The organism is Halomonas tibetensis (assembly GCF_042643535.1).
In the GTDB taxonomy this organism is placed as follows: domain Bacteria; phylum Pseudomonadota; class Gammaproteobacteria; order Pseudomonadales; family Halomonadaceae; genus Halomonas; species Halomonas tibetensis.
In genome coordinates this window covers 146,993-169,328 of sequence record NZ_JBHRSQ010000011.1, presented here as the reverse complement: position 1 = coordinate 169,328, position 22,336 = coordinate 146,993, and the positions used below count along the sequence as shown (strand labels likewise).

Genomic DNA, 22,336 nt, shown 5'->3' with positions numbered 1-22,336 from the left:
GTCAACTCATTCCTGATTGATACGGCGTGGTGCACGTGGCGGCTGGCCTGTCTGTTGATGCCCTCTCATCACGTTATTGAGCACAGTCGTGCCGATGCCGATCACGACCTCGCTGCCGAGCGCAATTCCCTGCAGCAGAGTAACGCCGGCGCCGATATGGCATCCGTTGCCCAGCGTCACATCACCGGACATAACGACGCCAGGAGCCACGTGCACGTGGTCGCCGATAAGACAATCATGATCGATGCGTGCCCCGGTGTTGAGGATGACGTCATCACCGATACGGGTATCCGCCTGCACGATCACCCCGGCCATGATCTGCACGCCCTGGCCAAGTTCGACACCCGAGCCAAGTATGGCGCTGGGGTGAACCAGCGTAGCAAAGCGGTAACCCAGCCCCGTAAATTTAGCGTGCAGGCGGCGCCGCAGCGTGTTGCCCGGCAGGCTACCAGTGCCGTTGGCCAATTCGATGTCAGCCGGGGCGTATTGCCCGACCGCATGGTCATCACCCAGTACCGACAGGCCCCGCCATTGTGAGATGCCTTGGTCGGCCAGCCCCGGATCACAGACGCCCAGAACCTGACGATCGAGGGCATGGAGCAGGTCGAGTACCACCTTGGCGTGCCCGCCGGCTCCCAGCAATATGACGGGCAAAGGGCTCACACCGCTTCTCCCGCCTGATAGTCGCGGGCAGCAGGCTGACCGAGATGATCCCAGTAGGCCATAGCCAGATCACCCTGCCCGGCCCGCGCGGTGGTGAGGTTGTACGCAGTAAAGCGCTCGCCCTGCTGAATGGGGGCAGCCGCGACCAGATTCTGCCGTGCAGCCCCACGGGTATCCCATTCGCTCGCCTGGGGCACCTTCTGCCCATCACCCAGGGCGACAGCAATGGCGCGCACCTCTTCCACCATCCGCTTGAGCTCATCCGGTTCCAGCGAGGCCTTGTGATCCGGCCCCGGCAGCTGGCGATCGAGGGTGAAATGTTTCTCGATGATGGTGGCACCGCGCGCCACGGCTGCCACCGGAATCAGCGTGCCCTGGGTGTGATCGGAATAGCCTACCGGCAACCGGAACACCTCGGCTAGCGTATCCAGCGCCTTGAGGTTCACTTCGTGCATCGGGGTGGGGTACTGCGAGGTGCAGTGCAGCAGGCTGACCTGGCCAACCAGCGCCGCACGCGCTTCAGGGCCGCTCCAGCACCGCCAAACCGCATTCAGTGAGGTCGGCGGCTGATCATGGGTCAGCGCATGACTGATCACGGCCAGCCCCTGCTCGACCTCGGAGAGCGTGGCCATTCCGGTGGAGAGCACCAGTGGCTTGCCGGTGCGCGCGAAAGCCCACAGCAAGGGGCCGTTGGTAAGCTCACCGGAGGGCACCTTGTAGAACGGCAAGTCGAGGGTTTCCAGAAACGCCAGACTCTGGGTGTCGAACGCCGTGGACAGAAATTCGATGCCCCGCTGGTGCGCATGAGCCTGCAGCGGAGCGTGCCATTCCAGGGGCAGCTCCAACGCCTCGAGCATCTCGAGCTGACTCTCATCGGAGGCGGTGGTCTGCTGCTGATAGGCGGCCTTGGGTGCGGTCAGCGCGGCCAGCCGTTTGGCATTGAAGGTCTGGAACTTGACCGCATCGGCACCGGCATCGGCGGCCGCATCAACCAGGTCGAAGGCGCGTTGGCGGTCGCCGCTATGGTTGACTCCAGCTTCGGCGATGACGTATAGCCGTACACTCATCGAATTTCCTTGAGAATCATGAAAGCTTCTGCTGCTTGGGCATTTGCCTGAGCACCACGGAGAGTCGCCAGAGCACGAATACATTCTTCGCTTCTCGGAAACGGGAACTCGCCCATTTCTCCATCGAAAAGCTTCATAATATTAACTTTTTTCTCTAAATAATCACTGATATCAACATAAAGATTGGGACGAAAACCTGGATCATCTGAGCGCAGACCAAAGTCCGTTTCAGACAATGTTTCATAAACATAGATCGATCGCACAAACGGTGACCGAAAAGTTTTACTGGCCGATACAGTGGCATCGAACACCGACGCATGATCGCTATGCACGTCGTTACGGTATGGCAAGAACAAGGTATCTGGCTTAAAATGATTGATTACCTCGGCCACCGCACCCACGAGCGCGCCCTTACCCAAAGTGTCCAGCCTGGCGGTTGGCAGTTCACACTTGTGCACCCCATCAAAGCCATATTCTGCTGCGACCTGATCAATCTCGCGGGCGCGCTTGTGTGCCTGAGCGTCGGAAAAGCCTGGCACGCAAGCAATAGTCGTAACAATCAACCAGTGGACGTTTGCGCCTTGGGCTTTCAGCTTGAGGAGCGTACCACCGCACCCTAAGGTTTCATCGTCCGGGTGGGGAGCAATAACAAGTGCCGTGAGTGATGCTTGTGTCATAAATAGTCACCCTCAACGCAACTTAATCCCGACTCGATATTTTCCAGCCAAATCGCACTCTCACTACCGCATTTGACGAGAATCCGCCCAGGCTGCACATCTAGGACCTTGCCAGGCTCGAAATTCCGGGGAAAGGATGTATCCGTGAGGCTGGTCTGCCATACCTTTACCACGCCGTGGTTGCTGGTCTGGAATTCAGCGCCCGGGTATGGATGATGTAATGCCCGGACAAGGTTATGGATGGCATTGGCATCCATTCGCCAGTCAATGATGCCGTCTACTGCGCTACGCTTTCGCCAGTAAGTCGCCTGAGTAGGATCCTGGGGCTGAAATTCTCCCCTGCCCCGGGCCAGCACTGAAGTAAATTGCTCAATCTGCCCCAAGGCCGTTTCGGTGATTTTTTGGTAAAGCGTCCCGGCATTGTCTGGTGGTGAAATGGGGACAGTCTTCTGCGAGATAATAGGCCCTGAATCCGCCCCTTCATCCATTTGGAAAAACGTGGAAGCCGTTTCATCCAACCCCAGCGCCAGCGCCCAGATAATTGGATGCCTTCCTCTGTTTTGGGGCAAGGCCGCGGGATGAAATCCTATTACACCTCTAGGTGCAGCCAACAACAGCTCCGGGCCCAACAGCGAGCTCCAGCCAAAACAGAAAACAATGTCCGCTCTGACATTCTTGATAAACGCTTTCGCCGTTTCCTGATTTTCGTAAAAGTGGACAATGGACGGATCTGCGTTCACCTTTTCCATACAGCCTGAAAGATCACAAAAATCGGCATTGAAAGATGAAGTTTTCTTTGTGATAACGCCAACGACCGTGCAGACCCCCGTAGACTCCATCGCAAATAGCTTATTAAGAGCCTGGCCACTGAATTCAACGCAGCCAATAAAACAAATTCTCATGACAATTCCAAGTCATAAAAAGCCTTGAAGATACTTTCCTTTCCGGAAACATTCCCTAAATAATTAATGATCTTTTCAGCCACTTTTCCGTCTCCGTAGGGATTGTCAGCTTGGGTGCATTTCTGACGGTGGGCGGGTGAAAGTGCTATTTTCAATGCCCGACGGATCGCTTCCAGGTCGTCCTCAGTCTGGACAACGCTTTCGGGTTTTAGCCGCCCTCTCTGCCGGATGCCGATATCCACTGTCGGCACACCCATAGCCGGAGCCTCAAGAAGTCCGCTAGATGAGTTTCCAACAACAGCGCCACAAATTTTCATGAGGCTAAGATAACGAATCTGGCCAAGTGATGTGGTGAGCAGGACACTCTCCGGGTGTTTTTTCGCAAAGGTTTGCAAAACAGGAATGAGCTCACGGCCATGGGCATCTGCATTCGGAAAGGTTAATACGACCTTGGTGTCTGGTAGCAGCTCCTCCAACGCCGTTAAAAGGTCCCGCAACGATTCAATCCCCCCACTCTCTTTCAGTGTGACCGGATGATAGGTTACCAGAAGCGGGCACTGTCCGAACTTGAAGTTCAGAGAATGCTCTAGTTCTGCTTGATCAAGCAGCTTAAGACGACGGATGTTCTCAAGCGCTGGAGCACCAACATTGAAAACCCGTTCTGGCTGTTCGCCAAGCTGAATGACCCGATTACGATACCTTTCTGTACTTGTGAAATGCAGCTGAGCCATCTTGGTGATGGCATGACGGATGGCCTCATCGATCAGGCCTTCTGTGAGTTCACCGCCGTGAATATGAGCCAGCGGAACCTGCATAACCATGGCTGTCTGGGCAATAGCCAAGGCTTCAAACCGGTCCCCCAAGACGACCAACCAGTCAGGGCGCAAGCGGTCTAGGGCATCCGCAAAGCCAATGGTTCCAAGCCCCATGGATTTGGCGATACCGACACCGGTTCCCGACGAAAGCAGCATTTCTACCCGCGCATCAATCCTAAAACCATCCTGTTCAATCGCAGTAACGGTCTCGCCAAATTCCGGCGACAGATGCATACCGCTTACAATAAGCTGAAGTTCCAATGACTCATCTTGTTCAATTTCCTTCATCAGCCAGTACAGCAGGCCATACTCCGCCCGTGTGCCCGTGAAGATCGCAATCTTACGCATCAACGGCTCCCTGAGCTGCGCGGATACCGCTGGGCAAATTGACCACCCGCGCTTCCAGCCACAGGGCATTGGGCAGTTCGCCCGCGGGGGCATTGAAATACATGGTCAAGCGGTTCATCAACTGCCAGATCGGGCGGGTCATGATCCCCTGTTCGTTGGTGGTCTTCAGCAGCTGGTCGCGCTGGCTACGATCCGGACAAATGACGGCATTCAGCCAGTAGTTGCTGCGACAGCCTTCCGGCTCGGTGACAAAGGCCAACTCGCTGCCGGCCAGGCATGCCGCGTAGTCCGCCGCCAGCTGGCGTTTCTCGATGATAAAGGCATCGAGTTGCTCCAGCTGGGCACAGCCCAGCGCCGCATTGAGATTGGGCAGCCGATAGTTGTAGCCCAGCTCGTCATGCACGTATTCGTAGGTATGCGGCTGCTTGGCGGTGGTGGTGAGGTGCTTGGCCCGCTCGCCCAGCGCCTGGTCGGCCAGCAGCATCCCGCCACCGCCGGTGGTGATCACCTTGTTGCCGTTGAAGCTCAGCGTGCCCAGATCACCGATGGTGCCGGTATGCCGCCCATAATAGGTGCTGCCCAGCGACTCGGCGGCGTCTTCCACCAGCGGCAAGCCCCAGTCGCGGCACACACGCATCAGGCCGTCTAGGTCTGCCGGATGGCCAAAGGTGTGCATCGGCAGACAGGCGCGGATAGCGCCATCATCCTCTCGCCTGCGGCAGTCGCCATTGTCGTCACGGTAGGCGTGGGCCTCGAGCCACGTTGCCAGCGCGGTAGGCGATAGCCCCAGGGTGTGTCGGTCCACATCGACGAAGATCGGCATCGCGCCGCAGTAGGCAATGGCATTGCAGGTCGCCACGAAGGTCAGCGGCTGGGTGATCACATAGTCGCCCGGCCCCACGCCTACCAGGCGCAGTGCCACGTGCAGCGCCGCCGTCCCGTTGACCGTGGCCACCGCCCGCGGGCTGCCGGTGTAGGCCGCCATATCTTGCTCGAAGCGGTCCACGAAGGCACCAACGCTGGAGACGAAGGTGGAATCGATGGTCTCGCCCACGTAGGCCTTTTCATTACCGCTGAATACCGGGGCATGCAGCGGGATGAAGGCGTTGGTGCGATAGTGGTCGCGCACGAAGTCGATCAATGGTTGCAGCATTGCAGCACTCAAACGTTGTAGAGATCGGCCTTGTACTTGGCCAGATGGTGCGGCTGGGTGAACCAGTCAATGGTCTTCTGCAGTCCGGCACGGATATCGTGCTGCGGAGAAAAACCGGTCAGTTCGCGAATCCGGGTATTGTCCCCCCACAGTCGGAAGACCTCGGACTTGCCCGGCCGCAGGCGCTGCTCATCGGTGATGAACTCGACATCGCTGCCCATCAGTTCACGAATGACGTTGAGCGTATCGCCCACCGAGATCTCGTAGTTCGAGGCGATATTAACCGTCTGGCCCACGGCGGCTTCGCAGTTGGCCAGCGCCAGGAACCCTTGGCAGGTATCTTCGACATAGTTGAAGTCGCGGGTCGGCGAGACATCGCCAAGCTTGATCTGTTTCATGCCGTTGGCGATCTGGCTGATGATGGTCGGAATCACCGCCCGCGCCGACTGGCGCGGCCCATAGGTATTGAAGGGCCTCGCCACGGTCACCGGCAGATCGAAAGCATTGTAGAAGCTCATCGCCATGGCGTCTGCGGCGATCTTCGAGGCGCTGTAAGGCGACTGCGGCTGCAGCGGATGGTCCTCGTCGATTGGGACGTACTGAGCCGTCCCGTATACCTCGCTGGTCGAAGTGTGAATCACCCGCTTAACGCCATTTTCGAGCGCCGCCTGGCAGATATTCAACGTGCCCTTGATATTGGTATCCACGTAGCTATCCGGTGCTACGTAGGAGTAGGGAATCGCAATCAGCGCCGCCAGGTGATAAATAACATCGATGTCTTTGGTGATGTGCTTGCAGTAGTGCGGGTCACGTACATCTCCGTTGAGTACCTCGATCTCGTTGAGACAGTCAACATCTTCCAGCCAACCCCAGTTGTTGAAAGAATTGTACTGGGAAAGCGCCTTGACCTTATAGCCTTGACGGACGAGAAGCTCGGTCAGGTGGGAGCCGATGAAACCGTCAGCGCCAGTAATCAACACAGTTTGCTTCATTACGAAAAATTCCGTCTCGATAACATGTTACGCATGCTCGGCCATGCGCTGGAAGATGGTGTTACGCTCGGCCAGTTCGCCATAGGTGCCCTGATCAACTACTCGGCCCTCGGCCAGCAGATAGATCGAGTCGCACTGCTTAACCGTGGCCAGGCGGTGGGCGATCATGATGATGGTTTTTTTGCCGGAGAAATCATGGATGGCATCCATGATCAGCTTTTCGGTGATGCCATCCAGAGCGCTGGTGGCCTCATCCAGCACCAGCACATCGGCATCGTGATAAAGCGCTCGGGCAATGCCGATACGCTGGCGCTGGCCGCCGGAGAGCTGCACCCCGCGCTCACCCACGCGAGTTTCCAGGCCGTCGGGTAGTTCAGCCAGAAGTTCATCGAGATGCGCCATGCTGGCCGCCTGGCGCACTTTACCCTCGTCGATAGACTCCGGCGGGAGGCCGAAAGCGATATTTTCCCTGATAGAGCTATCAGCGAGGAAAATCGCTTGGGGCACGAAGCCCAAACTATTCTGCCAGGCGCGGCGGTTCGCGTCGGTGAGCGGCTGGCCGTCGATCAGAATCTGACCCTGCTGGGGCTCAATCAGGCCCAGCAGCAGGTCGATGGCGGTGGACTTACCCGAGCCGGAAGCCCCCACCAGGCCGATCACCTTATTGGTAGGGATTTCCAGATTCAGCCCTTTCAGCGCCGGCTCTTGTTTACCAGGGTAGGTAAAGGTGACGTTGGTCAGCTGGATAGTCTGCTTGGGCGCCAGGCGCTGCTCTGTGCGTTCCTGCTCGGTAAGCGGTTTCCGGATGCTCTCCCGGCTACTGGCATAGAGGTCATCTCGCAGGGCATCGAAGGCCGCCAAGTTACCGCGGATCTGCGATAGGCTGGTATAGACCTGCTGGAAGGCGGGCAGCAGTTTGAAACCGGCCAGGGCATAAACAGATAGCACTGGAAGAATTGAACCCAGATTGCCTTCATGCGAGGCCAGCAGATAGAGGATCAGGAAGATCACACTGCCGAAGGCGACCAGTTCCATGGCATACCGCGGTACTTGGCCCATAGCCTGGGTGGTGCCCTGGGCTTCGGCGAAGCGTTCGCTAGCGCCATCAAAACGGTCGGTGAAGACCTGCTGACGGCCCAGCAGCAGCGCATCCTTGATGCCGCCAAAACCTTCCCCCATAAGCTTGAAACGAAGCTGCTGGGCCTCTGAAATACTTTTGCCGTTACGGATCAGGCGCCGGCGTACGGTGCGAAAGAGCAACACATAGGCCAGGGAGAAGATTGCCAGCCCCGCCAGCGCCACCACCGGGTTGTAGAGAAAGATTGCCACCGTCATGAACAGCGCCATCACCAGCTTAGCGTTCATCTGCATCAGCGGGTTAATGATGTTGTTTGTGATGCGCTGGCATTCTTGGGCGATCTGGTTTGTGAGCTGGCTGCTGCTGCCACTAGCGTGAAATAGCCAGGGCTGATGCATATAGTGCCGGTAGAGCCGACTGCTGAGCTCTGCCCCCACCCGTGCACCATACATGGAGAGCCGCCAGATGGTGTACATGGAGGTCAGCGCCGCACCAGTCAGTATTACCAGCACGCCAATGCCTAGCCAGAAGAGGAAAGTACGGGGCTCCTCGAAGCCGCTGGCCCGGTAAAGCTCGGCCATCATCCCTTCGCCCTGCAGCTGGCTCATGTCACCCACCAGCGCCATAAATGGCCCAATGGAGATGACGCCGGCGATCTCGGCGAAGGACATCAGCATCACTAGGATTTGCAGGCGCAGAAGTTTCTTGCGCTGCTCGGTGGTGAGCAGGGAGTAGAGTTCTTTCAGGCTTGTGAACATAGAGAGGCTTTCAAACTTTCGTGGGCTCTTGGGTCAGACCCCTGACGAGTCGGGGTGCCTGTGTTGCGCTGAGTGATTGCGCTGTGCTCGCCGCCGGGAGTCTGACCCGGCGAGGGCTGGTGTTGGTGGCCTCATGGCCTCTTTGGTCAGACCCCTGGCTAGTCGGGGTGCCTGTGTTGTGCAGTGTGCTGACGCTGTGCTCGCCGCCGGGAGTCTGACCCGGCGAGGGCTGGTGTTGGTGGCCTCGTGGCCTCTTGGGTCAGACCCCTGGCAAATCGGGGTGCTTGTGTTGTGCAGATTGCCGGGGCTGTGTTCGCCGCCGGGAGTCTGACCCGGCGAGGGCTGGGGTTGGTGGCCTCGTGGGCTCTTGGGTCAGACCCCTGGCAAATCGGGGTGCTTGTGTTGTGCAGTGTGCCGGAGCTGTGCTCGCCGCCGGGAGTCTGACCCGGCGAGGGCTGGTGTTGGTGGCCTCGTGGGCTCTTGGGTCAGACCCCTGGCAAAACGGGGTGCTTGTGTTGTGCATACTGCCGGGGCTGTGTTTGCCGCCGGGAGTCTGACCCGGCGAGGGCCTAGTGTTGGTGGCCTCGAGGCCTCTTGGGTCAGACCCCTGGCAAGTCGGGGTGCCTGTGTTGGTGCAGTGTGCCGGGGCTGTGGTCTCCGCCGGGAGTCTGACCCGGCGAGGGCTGGTGTTGGTGGCCTCGTGGGCTCTTGGGTCAGACCCCTGGCAAATCGCCGCTGGGAGTCTGACCCGGCGAGGGCTGGTGTTGGTGGCCTCGAGGCCTCTTGGGTCAGACCCCTGGCAAGTCGGGGTGCCTGTGTTGCGCAGCATGCCGGGGCTGTGCTCGCCGCCGGGAGTCTGACCCGGCGAGGGCTGGTGTTAGTGGCACCGCTTTCGCGCAATAAATTGCGCTCCCACAAGGGAGAAACTTGACTCTGCGGGGTTATCCGCTTGCCAGATCGGCGCGGCGCGGTGAGGCTCCTTGGCCTCCGCTATGCGTTTAATTTTCTGATTTAGCTGGAAACTGATGATGAGCAACGACTTGTTGGCTTTCATGGATTGAGTAGGCGATACGTTCGGTGAAGCTTTTCGAGCTTGGCGATGTCGGTGTCCTGGGAGGCCAGCTCGAGGTCGTTACATTTGGCACTGGCCAGGTGGAAGACATCGAACTTGTGCTTTTCCAGATTGCGCTTTTCGCGGCTATCTTCAGCATGGAACTTGTCAAGGCGGTACCGTTCCCTGCTGTTGGATCAGCGACAGCAGACGCTGCTAGGCCTGCTTCTGCTCCTCAGCTGACATCCGCTCGCGCTTCATGCGATTGAGGTCGATGCCGAAGGCATCCTTGAGCACGTCGATCATGGCGGCCTTGTCCGGTGCGGCGATACGACCGGCCCGCACCACGCCACACTCATCGCGCTGCAGGCGGTAGGCTTCGCCTTCATGCAGCTGCGAGATCACCAGCGAAGAATGGGTCGAGACGATGAAACGGGTATGGGGAAACAGCGCCTTCAGCAACGGGATGATGCGCACTTGCCAGGCCAAGTGCAGGTGGCTTTCGATCTCGTCGATCAACACGATGCCCTTGACATGCTGCAGCCGCGTTTCGTTGGTGAAGTACCCGTAACCGGAAACAATGGCCTGCAGCAGCTTAAGGAGCGAAGCGAAGCCAGAGCTGAGATGCGAAAGTTCACGCTTCTGGCCCTCCACCTTCAGGCTGACCCGGCTGTCGCCGCTGATTTCCAGAAACTCGGGATCTATTCGATCATCGATCTGGTTCAGCAGCCTGAGCAGTGTATGAATCTCGACTTCGCGGTTGTCTTCCTTCTTCTGATAGGGGTTGGCCGACTGGGCCAGGCTAATAAACCACTGCTCTATGCCCACCTGCATGTTGAGGCTGGTGAACTGGCTGGCCATGCCCTGGAAGACCTGCTTGAGGTACCCCTCGCGGCGCTGCTGCAGGGTGCGAATCGCCGGCGGCTGGTGGCTTTCATGCTGGATGAAACCGCGGTTCTGGGAGCCCAGGAATATCACCGGCTGCTCATGCATGGCGAGCTGGTTCTCTGCTTGCCAGCGCGAGACCTGCGTCGCACTTTTAGCACGAACCAACTTATTTTCTTGGTCATCAAGCCGATCGAAAACCAACGTGTCAGGTTGGAGTATCACCTGCCTTTCTAACACCTTGCCTACCAGGCGATTGCTCAAGAAATGGTATTGGAAAAGCGCTTCGAGGGCCTTGGTCTTGCCGATGCCGTTAGCACCAATAAGAGTCGTGACCCGCTGACTTTGGTCTAACTGAAGTTCGACGTGACCCACACCACGCAGCCCTTCGATTCGCAGCTCTGATGCCGATGATTGGTGTTGACTGTGGTGGTTATTCATGGGTCACCCTTATCAACGAGAACTGGCCTTTTCTTTTTTGTTTTCAAGCCGCCGACGCGTTGCTAAACGCTTGGCAGCGAACTTGGCCTCGACGTCGGCAGCGGGGATCAGGTTGCCGGCGTTGGCGGCGTTGGCGGCGTCATCAACGCGGGAGCCGAAGAGCCGGACAACGGCCTCCTTGCCGAAGATATCGGCAGCGGCCGCCTTGATGACATCGATGTCGTGCTGATTCAGACGCATAGCTCAGCGGTTGAAGACCTCATCGAGTGTGTTGGCGGTGAGGATCCTGGCTACCCAGGTATCCAGCTGTTCGTCACTGGCTTGCTTCAGGCGCTCATCGACCCAGGCGGGAAGCTCGCTGAACTTCAGCTCGATCTGTTTGCGTAGCGTGCCTTCCACCCCTTCGTGCCGGCCTTTCTGCATGCTTTCTGTTTGCAAACGCTCTACCAGTCCGGTCATGGCGGTGCTCTCCTGCGGATAGCGGGATTCGTAGAGTTGCCACTCGGCATCACTCAATCCCGTGTAAATATCGACAAAATCCAAGTATTTGATCCGCTTCTCGATGTCGGGTTCCAGCGTTAGCAGGCCCTCGATCGCCTTGGCATAGATGTCGACCTACTGTTCCGGGGTCCACTGCATGTTAGGCAGGTTAAGGCGGGCTACAAGATTGTCGCTATCAAGGTACCGCGCGGCGGGAGTCGCCGCCAGGGAGTCTGACCCGGCGAGGGCTGGGGTTGGTGGCCTCGTGGCCTCTTGGGTCAGACCCCTGACAAGTCGGGGTGCCTATGTTGTGCTGCGTGCCGGCGCTGTGCCCACCGCCGGGAGTCTGACCCGGCGAGGGCTGGGGTTGGTGACACCGCTTTCGCGCAGCAAGTCGAGGCGTCGAACCGTGCGCTGCTACAAGAGTCCTGCTTACTGCTCGGTGAACAGGGCGTCGAGGGTGTCGGCGGTGAGGATTCTGGCCACCCAGGCGTCTAGCTGTTCGTCGCTGGCCTGTGCCAGTCGCTCATCGGCCCAGGCAGGAAGATCACCGAATTTCATCTCGATCTGTTTGCGTAGGGTGCCTTCGACTCCTTCGTGGCGGCCCTGCTGCATGCCCTTCTGCATGCCCTGCTGCATGCTTTCTGTTTGCAAACGCTCAACCAATCCAGTCATGGCGGTGCTCTCCTGCGGATAGCGGGATTCGTAGAGTTGCCACTCGGCATCACTCAATCCCGTGTAAATATCGACAAAATCCAAGTATTTGATCCGCTTCTCGATATCGGGTTCCAGCGTTGGTACATCCAACTCGCGAAAGCGCTCGCCTAGCCGCTCCTTGAGTTGCTCCTGGCGCAGCGGGGTGATGGTCACGCTGGCATCGATATCCTGCGCCTCGTTAGCGGCGAAGAAGGCCAGCGCCTCACGCGGATAGTCGAGAATCAGGTTCTTGAAGTTCTGGTCGTGGTTGATAGGACGTGCCATGGCGCTTGCGCTCCTTCTGTTCCCTGCACATGTGGCACCGCTATATGAATCTGCCCTCGCCGGTGAAGAGCATGCCGGTGCGCGCGGTGATGCGCGGCATTCGCCGCTCCGCCGGTACCCGCCAGAAGGAGGCGCCGCCGCTGCTGCTTGAGGACCTGCACTACCTGCTGGATCATATCGATCGCACTGACCTGCGCGGCAAGCGCGATAGCGCCCTCTTTGCTCTCTCCTTCCACGGCGCCTTTCGGCGTAGCGAGGTGGTGGCGCTCTACCTGGAGGATATCCAGTGGGAGGCCCGCGGTATTCTGGTGGGCCTGCGGCGCAGCAAGACCAATCAGGAGGGGGCCGAAGAGACCAAGGCCATCCTCCGCGCGCCTGACGGTTTCCCCTACTGCCCCGTTCGGATGCTGGAGGCCTGGCTTGCGGCCTCGGGTATCTGGCGAGGTGCGGTGTTTCGCAGCATCAGCCTGAGCGGGAAGCTGGGTGCCGGTCGGCTGACCGGCGGCGTGGTGGCCCAGCGTCTGGCGCATCACCTGGTGGCGGCCGGCATGGCCGATCGTGGCTTCTCTCCGCATAGTTTTCGGGCCGGCTTTATCACCGAGGCACATCGTCGCGGCAAGGAGGCAGTGGATATCAAGCGCGTCAGCGGTCACCGTTCCCAGAGTACCTTCGAGCGCTATATCCGGCGTAGCGATGCGTTTGAGGACCATGCCGGGGATTTTTACGGCGGCGTGGAGGAGGCGCTGCCCTGGGTGTATTGGCGGTGAGGCTAAGGCGTCACAGCGTTTGTAGCTGTTCAACTTGCGAAATAAGACTTCTGGCAAACCGTTTCAGGACCGAGAGGTTGTCATGTGCCGTCATCAGTGACACATATAGTACGTCAGAATCCTCGATATATTCGTGAATCATCTTATTACGCAGCTGACGCAAATTTACCCATTGATCAGCTGAGTCAAGCCATCCGTACTTTTCCGCCTTGTTGAGGTTGATCAACAGAGCACTTGCTGGCTCTCCCAATGCCTTGAGAAGGGCCGGGAGCAGCTTGTCGCCGACCGTATCCTGTAGACGACAGAAACGACTAGTGAAGGCTTCGATTGTCAAGGCCAGTGCGGGATTGTTATCCAGGCCTTCGACTGATTCACGCGTCAGAGGCGGGCTGAAAGCCTGCTCATCGGCATACTCGAGGTGGGTAATTTCCTTACCGGCGACCCTCACAAGGAAGGACAGTCTTTCGGCAGTTTCCGGCGATAGCGTCATTGCTTGCTCCTCACAGCCGGATGCCCTGCTCCCGGGCGATCTCGTGGATCGGAAAACGCTTTAACCCGGGAGCCTCCAGCAGAACATCGATCTTCTGCTCCCCGAGTTTCATGATGATAGACCCTTCGAGGCGTGCACAGTCCCAGGCCGGGTTATCGAGGGGCTGGGTGACCGTGACCATCAGGTCGATGTCGCCGCCCCTGGCAGCGTCATCAACGCGCGAGCCAAAGAGCCGGACCTCGGCCTCCTTGCCGAAGATATCGGCAGTGGCCGCCTTGATGACATCGATGTCGTGTTGATTCAGTCGCATGGCTGCTTGTGGCTCACTTGGGTGAGACCCCTGGCAAGTCGAGGCGTGCGCTCCCACAAAGACACGTGGCACCGCTTTCGCGCAATAAATTGCGCTCCCACAGGGATGCCCCGCCCCTCGCCCCTCGCCCCTCGCCCCTCGCCCCTCGCCCCTCGCCCCTCGCTCCTCACTTATACGAATAGTTGTAGTAGCCGTAGCCGTAATAGGTGGCGGCTTTGCGCTCCATGGCGTTGAGGATGACGCCCTTGACGGTCACGCCGGCGTTTTCCAGCCGGCGGGTGGCGATCTGCAGTTCACGCACCGGGTTCTGCTGGAAGCGGGCAACCATCAGGGTGGTGCCACACTGGTGCCCGATGATGGCGGCGTCGGTCACCGCCAGGATCGGCGGGGTGTCGATGATGATCAGGTCATACTGCTGGCTGACCGCTTCCATGAACTCGCTGAAGCGGGCGTTCATCAGCAGCTCCGAAGGGTTGGGCGGCGATTCGCCACGCGCGATATAGTGAAACCCTTCCATGTTGCTGCTGCGGATGACGTCGTTGAGCCCGAGCTTGCCGGTTAGCAGTTCGGAAAGCCCTTCCTTGCTGCGACCGCCGAAGGCGTTGTGAATATGCCCCTTGCGCATATCGGCATCCACCACCAGCACCCGCTGGCCGGCCTGGGCACACACGGCCCCCAGGTTGATGGAAACAAAACTCTTGCCCACCGAGGGGCTGGGGCCGGTGATCACCAGGCGGTTGTCGGTGGCTTCCAGCATGGCGAAGTGCAGGCTGGTGCGCAGGCCGCGCAGCGCCTCGATGGAATTATCCGCCGGGGCACGCTCGGCCAGCACCGCCGTCGCGACCTGGCTGGCGTGTCTGTCACGCTTGTGTTTGACCCGGCGAGTCAGCTTGTTCTGGTCGTCGGAGAGCGGCACGGTGGCATAGACGGGCATGCCGGCGTCTTCGATCTGCTCCGGCGATTCTACACCGCGGTTGAGCAGGCCACGCACCAGCACGATCCCCACGGCCAGCATGCCGCCCAGCAGGGTGGCCAGCACCACGATCAGCGGTTTCTTGGGCTCGATGGGCTCGCTGCCCACCAGCGCCTCGTCGATGATGCGCACGTTGCCTACGGTGCCGGCGCGGGCGACCTGCAGCTCCTGCATCTTGTTGAGCACGTTGACGTAGATGGCCTGGGTCACTTCCACGTCGCGGGTGCGGCTGACGATCTCCTGCTGGGCGGCGGGCAGCTGACTGACCCGCTCGTTGAGCTCAGCGCGCTGCGTCTGCAGCTGGCGCTTCTGGCGCAGCAGCGACTGATAGCTGGGGTGGTTGGGCGTAAAGCGCTGGGCCAGCTCGGCCTCCTGGAACTCCAGTTCGTTGAGCTGGCGCTCGACCTCGATGAACTGCTGGATCACCGCCTGAGCTTCACTGGAGAGATCGACGCTATCCTGCTGAACCCGATAGTCGTTGAGGGAGTCCTCCGCCACGGAGAGCTGGGCGCGCAGCTCGGGGGCCTGCTCTTCCAGGAAATCCAGGCTCTGCTCGGCTTCGGCGGACTGACGCTCGACGTTCTGGGTCAGGAAGGTTTCGGTGACGGCGTCCAGTGATGCGCGGATCTCGTCGCGATCTGTGCCGGTCAGGGTCAGGCGCAGCATGCCGGTGCTGGCACTGCGACCTCCCCCCACCTCGTTGACGCTGAGGCGATTGCTGAGGGCGCGGATGGCGGTGGAGCGGGTGCGCTTGGTCAGGATGAATTCGGCACCCTCCGGCGCGGTGAGTTCGGCCACGCGCAGGGTAATGGCGCCGTTGTCGGCGCGGGTCAGCTGCCCGACCTCACCGGTGCCCAGCTGGCGATCCTCGATGCGCAGCCGGTAGCCGCCGTCGCCTGTGGATGTCAGGAAGATCGGTGTGTCGCGCAGGGCGTCGCTGACGCCAAACCGGCCCACCTCGATGCGCTCGCCTCCCCAGATATAGGGCTTGCCGGCCATGACATCGGGCCGCGGTATCTGTCGGCGAAGCACGAAGTCGCCGATGATCGGCAGGGCACGGGGCCGCACCACGGTATCGAGTTCGACCCGATCGACCACCTGGCCCAGTACCATGCGCGATTGCAGGATCTGCACCTCGGCCGAGGTGGACGATTCGGTTTCCTGGCCGAACACATCGCCCAGGTCGCCCAGCGGGCTGAGGGAAGACCGCTGCTCGACCTGCACCAGCGCATCGCCCTGATAGACCGGCGCGGCGAGGATGGCATAGGCGGCACCGACCACGGCAAACAGCGCCGTGACCAGGATGATCAGCCATTTGTGGTCGAGGAGCAGGCCGAAGAGCCGACCGAGGTCGATTTCATCATCCGCCGGCGCAGCGGCGGCGGCCCGGGAAGGAGTCTGGGTGGGGTCAGTCATTGACGGTGCGCGTTCCGTAGCTAAGAAGTCAAGAAAGGGGGCGTGCTAGAGCCGCGTTGCCCAGGCGTCAGTGGCGTTGCGCAGCAACCCGTGCACATGCTCGAAGGCTTCTCGGCTCTTGCGATAGGGATCCGGGATGTCCGAGCTGCCGGGCAGCCACTGGCCCAGCATCATGGTCTTGCCCAGGGCCTCGGGGGCGAGCTCTCCCACGGCGCGGCGCTGGCCGCTGCTCATTACCAGGATCAGATCGGCGGCGGTGAGCATCTCGCGGGTGAGCTGGCGGGCGGCGTGGTCGGCAACGTCCAGGCCGTCGGCCTCGGCGAGGGCCCGGGCAGTGGGTTCCACGCCGTGCCCTACCAGCGCCCCCAGCCCGGCAGAGCCGATATCGCGCCCAGGCAGGGCGCGGGTCAGCATGGCCTGGGCCACCGGGCTGCGGCAGATATTACCGGTGCAAACAACAAGAAGTCGCTGAAACATGGCGGATAGGGACGTCAGGGAGGTTAGAGGTCGCGGGCGTCGGTCAGGCTTTCCGCCGTGGCGCCGGGCAGGCGAATCGACGGCAGCAGCAGGCTGATCACGCGGTTCCAGCGGGCGACCGGGGCGGTGGTCACGTAGACCACGTCCTGGGGCTCCAGCGCGAAACGGCTACCCAGCGTAAACGCGGCGGCGTTGCGCACGTCCAGCTGGTAGACGGTGGCGAGCTTGGCGCTGCCGGGGTCATTGCTGCGAATCACGAAGATGCCGGAGGCGCTGGCGCTGGTTTCGTTGATGCCGCCGCTGCGGGCCAGGGCGTCGGTCAGGCTCATGCGCTCATTGCCCAGCGAGATGTTGCCCGGAAGGCGGACCTGCCCCATCACCGCCACGGCCTGATTCTCGGCGCTGGGCACGTGCAGGATATCGCCCGGCTGCAGCAGGCGGTTCTGGGTCATGTCGCCGTTGCGCATCAGTGCATACAGCGAGATCTGTTCCTGCTGGCCATTGCGGTTGAGGTAGACGGCATGCCAATCGGCCCCGGGGTTGGCGCTGCCTACCTGGCTGATGGCGTCTACCAGGGTCAGGGGTACGCTGGTAATGGGCAGGCTCTTGGGCTCGCTGACCTCGCCGCTGAGGTAGACCTTCTTGGCGTTAAAGGCCGCCACGCTGACTTCGATCTGGGGCTCGGTGATAAAGCTTGCCAGGCGCCGGGTCAGCTCCTGACGGATCTCGTCGATGGTCTTGCCCTCGGCCGTCACCCGGCCGATATAGGGATAGAAGAAGGTACCGTCGGCCTGCACGCGGTTGCCCACCTCGGCGGCGCTGCGCTCGGTGCCGCCGGGGTTGGTGAGTTCGGGGTGGTCGTAGACGATGATGCTGAGGACATCCCCCGAGCCAATGCGATACTCGTAGTCGGCTAGCGCTTCCTGCAGCGCCGGATTGCTGGCGGATGGGTCAACCTTTTCGGCATGCCAGCTGGCGAGAAGCCCCGGGGTAATAGGCTCGACGTTCACCAGCTCATCGATGGGCGCGGTTTCGGAGCGGTAATCCATATGGCTGCCGGGGGCGAAGGCACAGCCGGCCAGCAGGCCCAGGGAGGCGAGGCTGAGCGTTGCGATCAACCGTCGGGAGTGGCGCATGATGACTTGGCGCGTGATGACTTGGCGCATGATGACGTGGCGCATGATGGTGGGGCCTCTCGAAATAGGGTTCGTCCGGACACGCTACCGCCCCGAGGTGACAAGGCGCATCCCCGAGGCCGGCATGATGCCCACCACCGCAGTGACAGGCGTGACTATTTGATCATTCAAGTTGATGATTCAAGCAGCAAATTAAAAAGCTCTAACGTAACAGTGACATAACGATTACATCGAGGATGATATCCTGCCCATATAGGGGGCGTATTCTAGCACGCCCACCCCCGGGAGCCCATGCGGAAGCATTGACTGGCATCAATTGTCGGCAATCTCTTACAAGCATGCGTAAATATTGGCGAACAGCCGTGGCTCGCACTACCATTGTCGTCACTCAAGCATTACCCTTCACTCTGAGCATTATTCTTTACTGACTGCACCACTGGGTGCTGAGTCACTCATCGACACGGAGTCACCCGATGATCAAGAAAACCTTCGCAATTGCCGCCATCGCCAGCCTGCTGGCCTCGCCCCTGGCCATTGCTCAGCAAGAAACCACTGGCGCCGCGACTGGTACCGGTACCGCTACAGGCACCGCTACTGGCGCCGGTACTGCGACAGGCGCCGGCACCGCGACTGCTGGGGGCGCTGCAGCTACCGGCGGTCTCACCGGGCTCGCGGCGGCCACTGGCCTTTCCACAACTGCCCTGGTCGTGGGTGGTGTTGTTGTCGCGGCAGGTGTCGCCGCAGCGGCAACCAGTTCCTCGTCTTCTTCCGGAACCAACTGATCGGGTCTGCGCATGCCATCTGATGTCACGCATTCCGCTACGATCGAGAGCCGCCCTGGGGCGGCTCTTTTACGTTGGCGGTTATCCCTTGTCGCTGGCGTCTTGTTGCTCACGGGCTGCACCAGTGCCGGGACCTCTCCCGTGATCGGTGCCATTCAGGACGGGCGGATGTCCAGCGACGCCATTGCGGCCCGGGCGGAATCGATTTCGTTTGCCAGCCTGCAGCTGGACGCCGGCGACCGCCGGGGCCTGGTGGTCATGGGCGCCCAGGCCGGCGACACGACGCTGTGGCCCACTGGCAACCAGGGGCTGGTCGCCTTGTATCGCGACGGCCTGCAGGCCACCGCCGGGCTGGCCCAGGATCTGTTGGACACCGGCTACCACCCGGCCACTGGCGACCCGGCACCGGCCGGCTATGTGCCTTGGCAGGAGGCCGAACCTGGCGCCTTCCAGCTCTCGCGCAGCTGGCAGACGCCCAACGGCGGCGTGGCCCGCCAGCGCGCGAGGGGTCAGCTGTCGTGCGGTGTGCCTGAGCTGCGCGAGATGCCGCTGACTCGTTTGGCGCTTCAGCGCTGCGAGCAGCAGCTGACCTGGGAGGATGGCCGGGTAACGAGCGCCACCCTGTGGCGGGATGCCGAGACGCTTAGGCTGTGGGCGGTGGCCGAGACTCCCTGGCCCGATGGACCACGAATCGAATGGGAGGTCGCGAGACCATGGTGGTAAGGCAAACGCCGCTCAGGCGCCGCCTGTCGTTGGCCTTGGCGGGGCTGGCCATGGCCGCTACCCCGGCCCTGGCCCAGACGCCAGCGGCGCCAAGCACCCTGGCCGAGGCGTGGCTCGCCCAGCTTGAGACCGACAATTCGCCGCTCACCTGGAGCTACAGCGTGGCGCTCCGCCAGGATACCGCCGCAACGCTGCCGGCGCGCCAGGGCCGCCTGTTGGCGGAGCTCGATACCTTGATGGCCAGCGCAACCATCGCCGGCAATGTGGCGCTTGCCGCTGGCCTGGTGAGTTGGCGCCAGGCACTGGCGGATGACGCGCCGCTGACCGGACGCACCCCGGGCCGCGTTGACCTGGCCTGGCTAGGCGCCAATCTGCGCAGCAACCCTCCCCTGGCCAGCTTGACGCACTGGGGCCACTGCCAGGTGCCGGGCTGGGTGGAAGTGTGGGGGCTGGACGGCGTCGAGCGCCGGCCTTGGCGAGGCGGGCTGGACCTGACGCAGCTGGTCAATGCCTTGCCCGCGGCGGCCATTCAGAACGCCGATACGGTCGCGGTGATCGACCCCCTCGGGCAGATACGCCGTCTCGGCATCGCTGCCTGGAATCGCGACAACACCCCGCTGGCCCCCGGCAGCCGCCTGATGGTGCAGCTGCCCAGCCGGCAGGGCCTTCGCAGCGCCCTGCCCTTCCCCGGCACCACGGTGGAAAGCGACCTGATCAACGCCCGCCTGCCCGCCTACCTCGCCACCCGGCTCCCGGGCGACTCATGCCGCCTGCAAGGCATCAAGGACGAACAGAGGAACGAACCATGAGGAACAAGCTCACCGTTGGGGTCAGACCCCAAAATCCGCTTAAGGGTCTGACCCCGGTGGCGGTGCTGCTGGCCGGGGTGGCCGGGCCGGTTCTGGCTGAGGGCTTGGCGGGGGAACTGGGCGCTGGCCAGAGCGATTTCGGGGGCGTGGGGCTGATGCAGACGCCTACCGCTCGAATGGCGCCGTTGGGCGCCATGAGCGTGACCTGGAGCCGAACGCAGCCCTATCGTCGCTACAACGTGTTCTTCCAGCCCACCGAGTGGTTCGAGGGCGGGTTTCGCTATGTCGAGGTGGAGAACCGCGAGTTCGTAGCCGCCGGCGACGGGCGCGCCAATCTCGACAAGGGCTTTGATATGAAGCTGCGCCTGCTCGAGGAGACCCGCTATTGGCCGCAGGTAGCGCTGGGCCTGCGCGACGTGGGCGGCACCACGCTGTTCGGCGCCGAGTACCTGGTGGCCAGCAAGCGCTGGTACGATTTCGACCTTACCCTGGGGCTGGGCTGGGGCTATCTGGGCAACCAGTCCGACGTGGATTCCCCCTTCGGCTGGGTGGCGGAGAGTTTCGATGAGCGACCGGGCCGGGCCGGCGGCGACCAGGGCGGCGAGTTCGCCGTGGATGCGCTGTTCCGGGGCCCCATGGCGCTGTTTGGCGGCGTGGAGTGGCAGACCCCCTGGCAGCCGCTGGTGCTGCAGCTTGAAGTGGAAGGCAACGACTACGCCAACGAGCCGCAGAACAACGATCAGGAACAGGACAGCCGAATGAACCTGGGGGCGCGCCTGGCGCTTTCCGACAACCTGGAGCTAAAGGCCGGCTGGCAGCGCGGCAACACCGCCATGGCCGGGCTGAGCTATAACATTGACCTGGCGGGGCTTAGCCAGGTCAAGGGCGACCCGGCGCTGGCCGACCCGGCCGCCCCGCCGCGGGAAAGCTGGTCGGCGGTGAGCCAGGAGCTCGAGGACGACGCCGGCATCCTGGTGTCGCGAATCACCCGCCAGGGGGGCGACATCACCGTGACCGGCGAGCCGACCACCTACCCCTCGCTGATGCACAGCGAGGTGCGCGCCGGACGCATCCTCAACGCCCAGGCCGACGACCAGGTGGAGCGTTTCCGCTTCCGCTGGGAAAATCGCGGCATGCCCCTGCGCGAGGGTGTGCACGACCGCCAGGCGCTGGTCGCAGCGGCAGGCGCCGAGGATCGCGAAGAGGACCACCTCTACGGGGTCTATGCCCATGCCGAACTGCGCGACAACCCCGGCGCCGAGGTGCTGCACGCGAATCCGCCGCAGCGCTTCCAGTGGAGCCTGGGGCCGCGGCTGGACCAGAACTTCGGCGGCCCGGACGGCTACCTCTACCGGCTGCTGGCGGTGCTCGAGGCGGAGTATCGCACCGACCGCAACGGCTGGTTCTCCGGGCAGCTGGCATGGACCGCCCTGGAAAACCTCGACGACTACGAGTACATCGCCGATTCCGATCTCCCGCGGGTGCGCACCTTTATCGGTGACTATCTGTCCGAATCGACCTTCGGGATCGAATCGCTGCAGTACACCCGCACCGCAAAGCTGGGCGATAACTGGTACGCCATGGGGTATGGCGGCCTGCTTGAGATGATGTACGCCGGTGTCGGCGGCGAGCTGATGTATCGTCCCTTCAACAGCCCCCTGGCGCTGGGCGTGGACATGAACTGGGTGCGCCAGCGCGAATTCGACCAGGGCTTCGGCCTGCGCGACTACGACGCCTGGACCGGGCATCTCACCGCCTACCTCGAGACGGGCATCGAGGACGTGCTGGCCCAGGTGAGCGTAGGCCGCTACCTGGCCGGGGACGTCGGCACAACGCTGGATCTCTCTCGGGAGTTCGCGTCGGGCGTGCGGGTCGGCGCCTGGGGCACCTGGACCGACGCCGGCGACGCTTTCGGCGAAGGCGGCTTCGACAAGGGCCTCTACCTCTCGGTGCCCTTCAACGCGCTGTTTACCCGCTCCAGCCGCGACCGCGCCGACGTGGCCTGGCAACCGCTGACCCGAGACGGCGGCGCCACCCTGGAACGTCGCTACAACCTGTATGACGTTACCGAAGAACGCGACCTGGACGGCTACTGGGACGAACACGCCACCGCCTGGTAAATCGGGGTTGGTCAATCGGGGTCAGACCCCTAAATTCACTTA

At 61.5% G+C, this 22,336-nt stretch carries 22 protein-coding genes; 5 read left to right on the top strand and 17 right to left on the bottom strand.

All coding sequences use genetic code 11. The features are described 5' to 3' along the window. Positions 1–6 precede the first annotated feature (6 nt). From ACFODV_RS09090 to ACFODV_RS09035, 12 genes are all read right to left on the bottom strand, one after another. A complete protein-coding gene (locus ACFODV_RS09090; protein ID WP_379757934.1) occupies positions 7–663 on the bottom strand; it encodes an acetyltransferase in 657 nt (218 codons plus the stop codon). Then, positions 660–1,730 (bottom strand): N-acetylneuraminate synthase, encoded by a 1,071-nt coding sequence (gene neuB, locus ACFODV_RS09085; protein WP_379757931.1) that lies wholly within the window; start codon positions 1,728–1,730, stop codon positions 660–662. The genes ACFODV_RS09090 and neuB overlap by 4 nt, the downstream gene beginning before the upstream one ends. After that, positions 1,727–2,407, bottom strand: a complete 681-nt coding sequence (locus ACFODV_RS09080) for a PIG-L deacetylase family protein (protein WP_379757928.1) — start codon at positions 2,405–2,407, stop codon at positions 1,727–1,729. The genes neuB and ACFODV_RS09080 overlap by 4 nt, the downstream gene beginning before the upstream one ends. Beyond that, positions 2,404–3,309, bottom strand: a complete 906-nt coding sequence (locus tag ACFODV_RS09075) for a formyltransferase family protein (protein WP_379757926.1) — start codon at positions 3,307–3,309, stop codon at positions 2,404–2,406. The genes ACFODV_RS09080 and ACFODV_RS09075 overlap by 4 nt, the downstream gene beginning before the upstream one ends. Further along, entirely contained in the window at positions 3,306–4,472 is a 1,167-nt protein-coding gene (neuC, locus tag ACFODV_RS09070) for a UDP-N-acetylglucosamine 2-epimerase (protein WP_379757923.1), read from the bottom strand. Before neuC ends, ACFODV_RS09075 begins: the two co-directional genes overlap by 4 nt. Further along, positions 4,465–5,625 (bottom strand): LegC family aminotransferase, encoded by a 1,161-nt coding sequence (locus ACFODV_RS09065; RefSeq protein ID WP_379757920.1) that lies wholly within the window; start codon positions 5,623–5,625, stop codon positions 4,465–4,467. Before ACFODV_RS09065 ends, neuC begins: the two co-directional genes overlap by 8 nt. An 8-nt stretch (positions 5,626–5,633) precedes the next feature. Continuing rightward, on the bottom strand, positions 5,634–6,617 hold the full coding sequence (locus tag ACFODV_RS09060) for an NAD-dependent 4,6-dehydratase LegB (protein ID WP_379757917.1): 984 nt from the start codon (positions 6,615–6,617) through the stop codon (positions 5,634–5,636). A 27-nt stretch (positions 6,618–6,644) separates the two neighbouring features. Then, complete coding sequence (locus tag ACFODV_RS09055) at positions 6,645–8,453, bottom strand: ABC transporter ATP-binding protein (RefSeq protein WP_379757914.1); 1,809 nt, start codon at positions 8,451–8,453, stop codon at positions 6,645–6,647. 1,267 nt (positions 8,454–9,720) lie between these two features. Continuing rightward, a complete protein-coding gene (locus ACFODV_RS09050; protein ID WP_379757911.1) occupies positions 9,721–10,557 on the bottom strand; it encodes an AAA family ATPase in 837 nt (278 codons plus the stop codon). 285 nt (positions 10,558–10,842) lie between these two features. Next, positions 10,843–11,070: a hypothetical protein gene (locus tag ACFODV_RS09045; RefSeq protein WP_379757908.1), complete on the bottom strand. Its 228-nt coding sequence runs from the start codon at positions 11,068–11,070 to the stop codon at positions 10,843–10,845. 3 nt (positions 11,071–11,073) lie between these two features. After that, on the bottom strand, positions 11,074–11,373 hold the full coding sequence (locus tag ACFODV_RS09040; protein WP_379757905.1) for a hypothetical protein: 300 nt from the start codon (positions 11,371–11,373) through the stop codon (positions 11,074–11,076). A 369-nt stretch (positions 11,374–11,742) separates the two neighbouring features. Then, on the bottom strand, positions 11,743–12,291 hold the full coding sequence (locus tag ACFODV_RS09035; protein ID WP_379757901.1) for a hypothetical protein: 549 nt from the start codon (positions 12,289–12,291) through the stop codon (positions 11,743–11,745). Between ACFODV_RS09035 and ACFODV_RS09030 the strand changes: the two genes are divergently transcribed. After that, a complete protein-coding gene (locus ACFODV_RS09030) occupies positions 12,285–13,058 on the top strand; it encodes a site-specific integrase (RefSeq protein ID WP_379757897.1) in 774 nt (257 codons plus the stop codon). The two genes, ACFODV_RS09035 and ACFODV_RS09030, sit on opposite strands and share 7 nt — an antisense overlap. A gap of 10 nt (positions 13,059–13,068) precedes the next feature. Here ACFODV_RS09030 and ACFODV_RS09025 read toward each other — a convergent pair whose 3' ends face one another. The 5 genes from ACFODV_RS09025 to ACFODV_RS09005 form a co-directional block, all read right to left on the bottom strand. Continuing rightward, positions 13,069–13,548, bottom strand: a complete 480-nt coding sequence (locus tag ACFODV_RS09025) for a hypothetical protein (protein ID WP_379757894.1) — start codon at positions 13,546–13,548, stop codon at positions 13,069–13,071. 10 nt (positions 13,549–13,558) lie between these two features. Next, on the bottom strand, positions 13,559–13,858 hold the full coding sequence (locus ACFODV_RS09020) for a nucleotidyltransferase domain-containing protein (protein ID WP_379757891.1): 300 nt from the start codon (positions 13,856–13,858) through the stop codon (positions 13,559–13,561). 166 nt (positions 13,859–14,024) lie between these two features. Next, complete coding sequence (locus ACFODV_RS09015; RefSeq protein ID WP_379757888.1) at positions 14,025–16,247, bottom strand: polysaccharide biosynthesis tyrosine autokinase; 2,223 nt, start codon at positions 16,245–16,247, stop codon at positions 14,025–14,027. 45 nt (positions 16,248–16,292) lie between these two features. Next, complete coding sequence (locus ACFODV_RS09010; RefSeq protein WP_379757885.1) at positions 16,293–16,724, bottom strand: low molecular weight protein-tyrosine-phosphatase; 432 nt, start codon at positions 16,722–16,724, stop codon at positions 16,293–16,295. A 23-nt stretch (positions 16,725–16,747) separates the two neighbouring features. Then, on the bottom strand, positions 16,748–17,905 hold the full coding sequence (locus ACFODV_RS09005) for a polysaccharide export protein (protein WP_379757883.1): 1,158 nt from the start codon (positions 17,903–17,905) through the stop codon (positions 16,748–16,750). A 428-nt stretch (positions 17,906–18,333) separates the two neighbouring features. Between ACFODV_RS09005 and ACFODV_RS09000 the strand changes: the two genes are divergently transcribed. The 4 genes from ACFODV_RS09000 to ACFODV_RS08985 all read left to right on the top strand — a co-directional run bounded on the left by ACFODV_RS09000 (position 18,334) and on the right by ACFODV_RS08985 (position 22,294). After that, complete coding sequence (locus ACFODV_RS09000) at positions 18,334–18,642, top strand: hypothetical protein (RefSeq protein WP_379757880.1); 309 nt, start codon at positions 18,334–18,336, stop codon at positions 18,640–18,642. A 141-nt stretch (positions 18,643–18,783) separates the two neighbouring features. Then, entirely contained in the window at positions 18,784–19,365 is a 582-nt protein-coding gene (locus tag ACFODV_RS08995) for a hypothetical protein (RefSeq protein ID WP_379757877.1), read from the top strand. Beyond that, positions 19,356–20,174: a capsule biosynthesis GfcC family protein gene (locus ACFODV_RS08990; RefSeq protein WP_379757874.1), complete on the top strand. Its 819-nt coding sequence runs from the start codon at positions 19,356–19,358 to the stop codon at positions 20,172–20,174. Before ACFODV_RS08995 ends, ACFODV_RS08990 begins: the two co-directional genes overlap by 10 nt. Beyond that, positions 20,171–22,294 carry a YjbH domain-containing protein gene (locus ACFODV_RS08985; RefSeq protein WP_379757871.1) on the top strand — a complete coding sequence of 708 codons (2,124 nt, stop codon included), beginning with the start codon at positions 20,171–20,173 and terminating at the stop codon, positions 22,292–22,294. Before ACFODV_RS08990 ends, ACFODV_RS08985 begins: the two co-directional genes overlap by 4 nt. Positions 22,295–22,336: the final 42 nt, after the last annotated feature.

Coding starts and splice junctions, on each gene's coding strand:
- neuB (WP_379757931.1), bottom strand. CDS start 1,730: ATGAGTGTACGGCTATACGTCATCGCCGAAGCTGGAGTCAACCATAGC.
- ACFODV_RS09080 (WP_379757928.1), bottom strand. CDS start 2,407: ATGACACAAGCATCACTCACGGCACTTGTTATTGCTCCCCACCCGGAC.
- ACFODV_RS09075 (WP_379757926.1), bottom strand. CDS start 3,309: ATGAGAATTTGTTTTATTGGCTGCGTTGAATTCAGTGGCCAGGCTCTT.
- neuC (WP_379757923.1), bottom strand. CDS start 4,472: ATGCGTAAGATTGCGATCTTCACGGGCACACGGGCGGAGTATGGCCTG.
- ACFODV_RS09065 (WP_379757920.1), bottom strand. CDS start 5,625: ATGCTGCAACCATTGATCGACTTCGTGCGCGACCACTATCGCACCAAC.
- ACFODV_RS09060 (WP_379757917.1), bottom strand. CDS start 6,617: ATGAAGCAAACTGTGTTGATTACTGGCGCTGACGGTTTCATCGGCTCC.
- ACFODV_RS09055 (WP_379757914.1), bottom strand. CDS start 8,453: ATGTTCACAAGCCTGAAAGAACTCTACTCCCTGCTCACCACCGAGCAG.
- ACFODV_RS09045 (WP_379757908.1), bottom strand. CDS start 11,070: ATGCGTCTGAATCAGCACGACATCGATGTCATCAAGGCGGCCGCTGCC.
- ACFODV_RS09035 (WP_379757901.1), bottom strand. CDS start 12,291: ATGGCACGTCCTATCAACCACGACCAGAACTTCAAGAACCTGATTCTC.
- ACFODV_RS09025 (WP_379757894.1), bottom strand. CDS start 13,548: ATGACGCTATCGCCGGAAACTGCCGAAAGACTGTCCTTCCTTGTGAGG.
- ACFODV_RS09020 (WP_379757891.1), bottom strand. CDS start 13,858: ATGCGACTGAATCAACACGACATCGATGTCATCAAGGCGGCCACTGCC.
- ACFODV_RS09015 (WP_379757888.1), bottom strand. CDS start 16,247: ATGACTGACCCCACCCAGACTCCTTCCCGGGCCGCCGCCGCTGCGCCG.
- ACFODV_RS09010 (WP_379757885.1), bottom strand. CDS start 16,724: ATGTTTCAGCGACTTCTTGTTGTTTGCACCGGTAATATCTGCCGCAGC.
- ACFODV_RS09005 (WP_379757883.1), bottom strand. CDS start 17,905: ATGCGCCACGTCATCATGCGCCAAGTCATCACGCGCCAAGTCATCATG.
- ACFODV_RS09000 (WP_379757880.1), top strand. CDS start 18,334: ATGATCAAGAAAACCTTCGCAATTGCCGCCATCGCCAGCCTGCTGGCC.
- ACFODV_RS08990 (WP_379757874.1), top strand. CDS start 19,356: ATGGTGGTAAGGCAAACGCCGCTCAGGCGCCGCCTGTCGTTGGCCTTG.
- ACFODV_RS08985 (WP_379757871.1), top strand. CDS start 20,171: ATGAGGAACAAGCTCACCGTTGGGGTCAGACCCCAAAATCCGCTTAAG.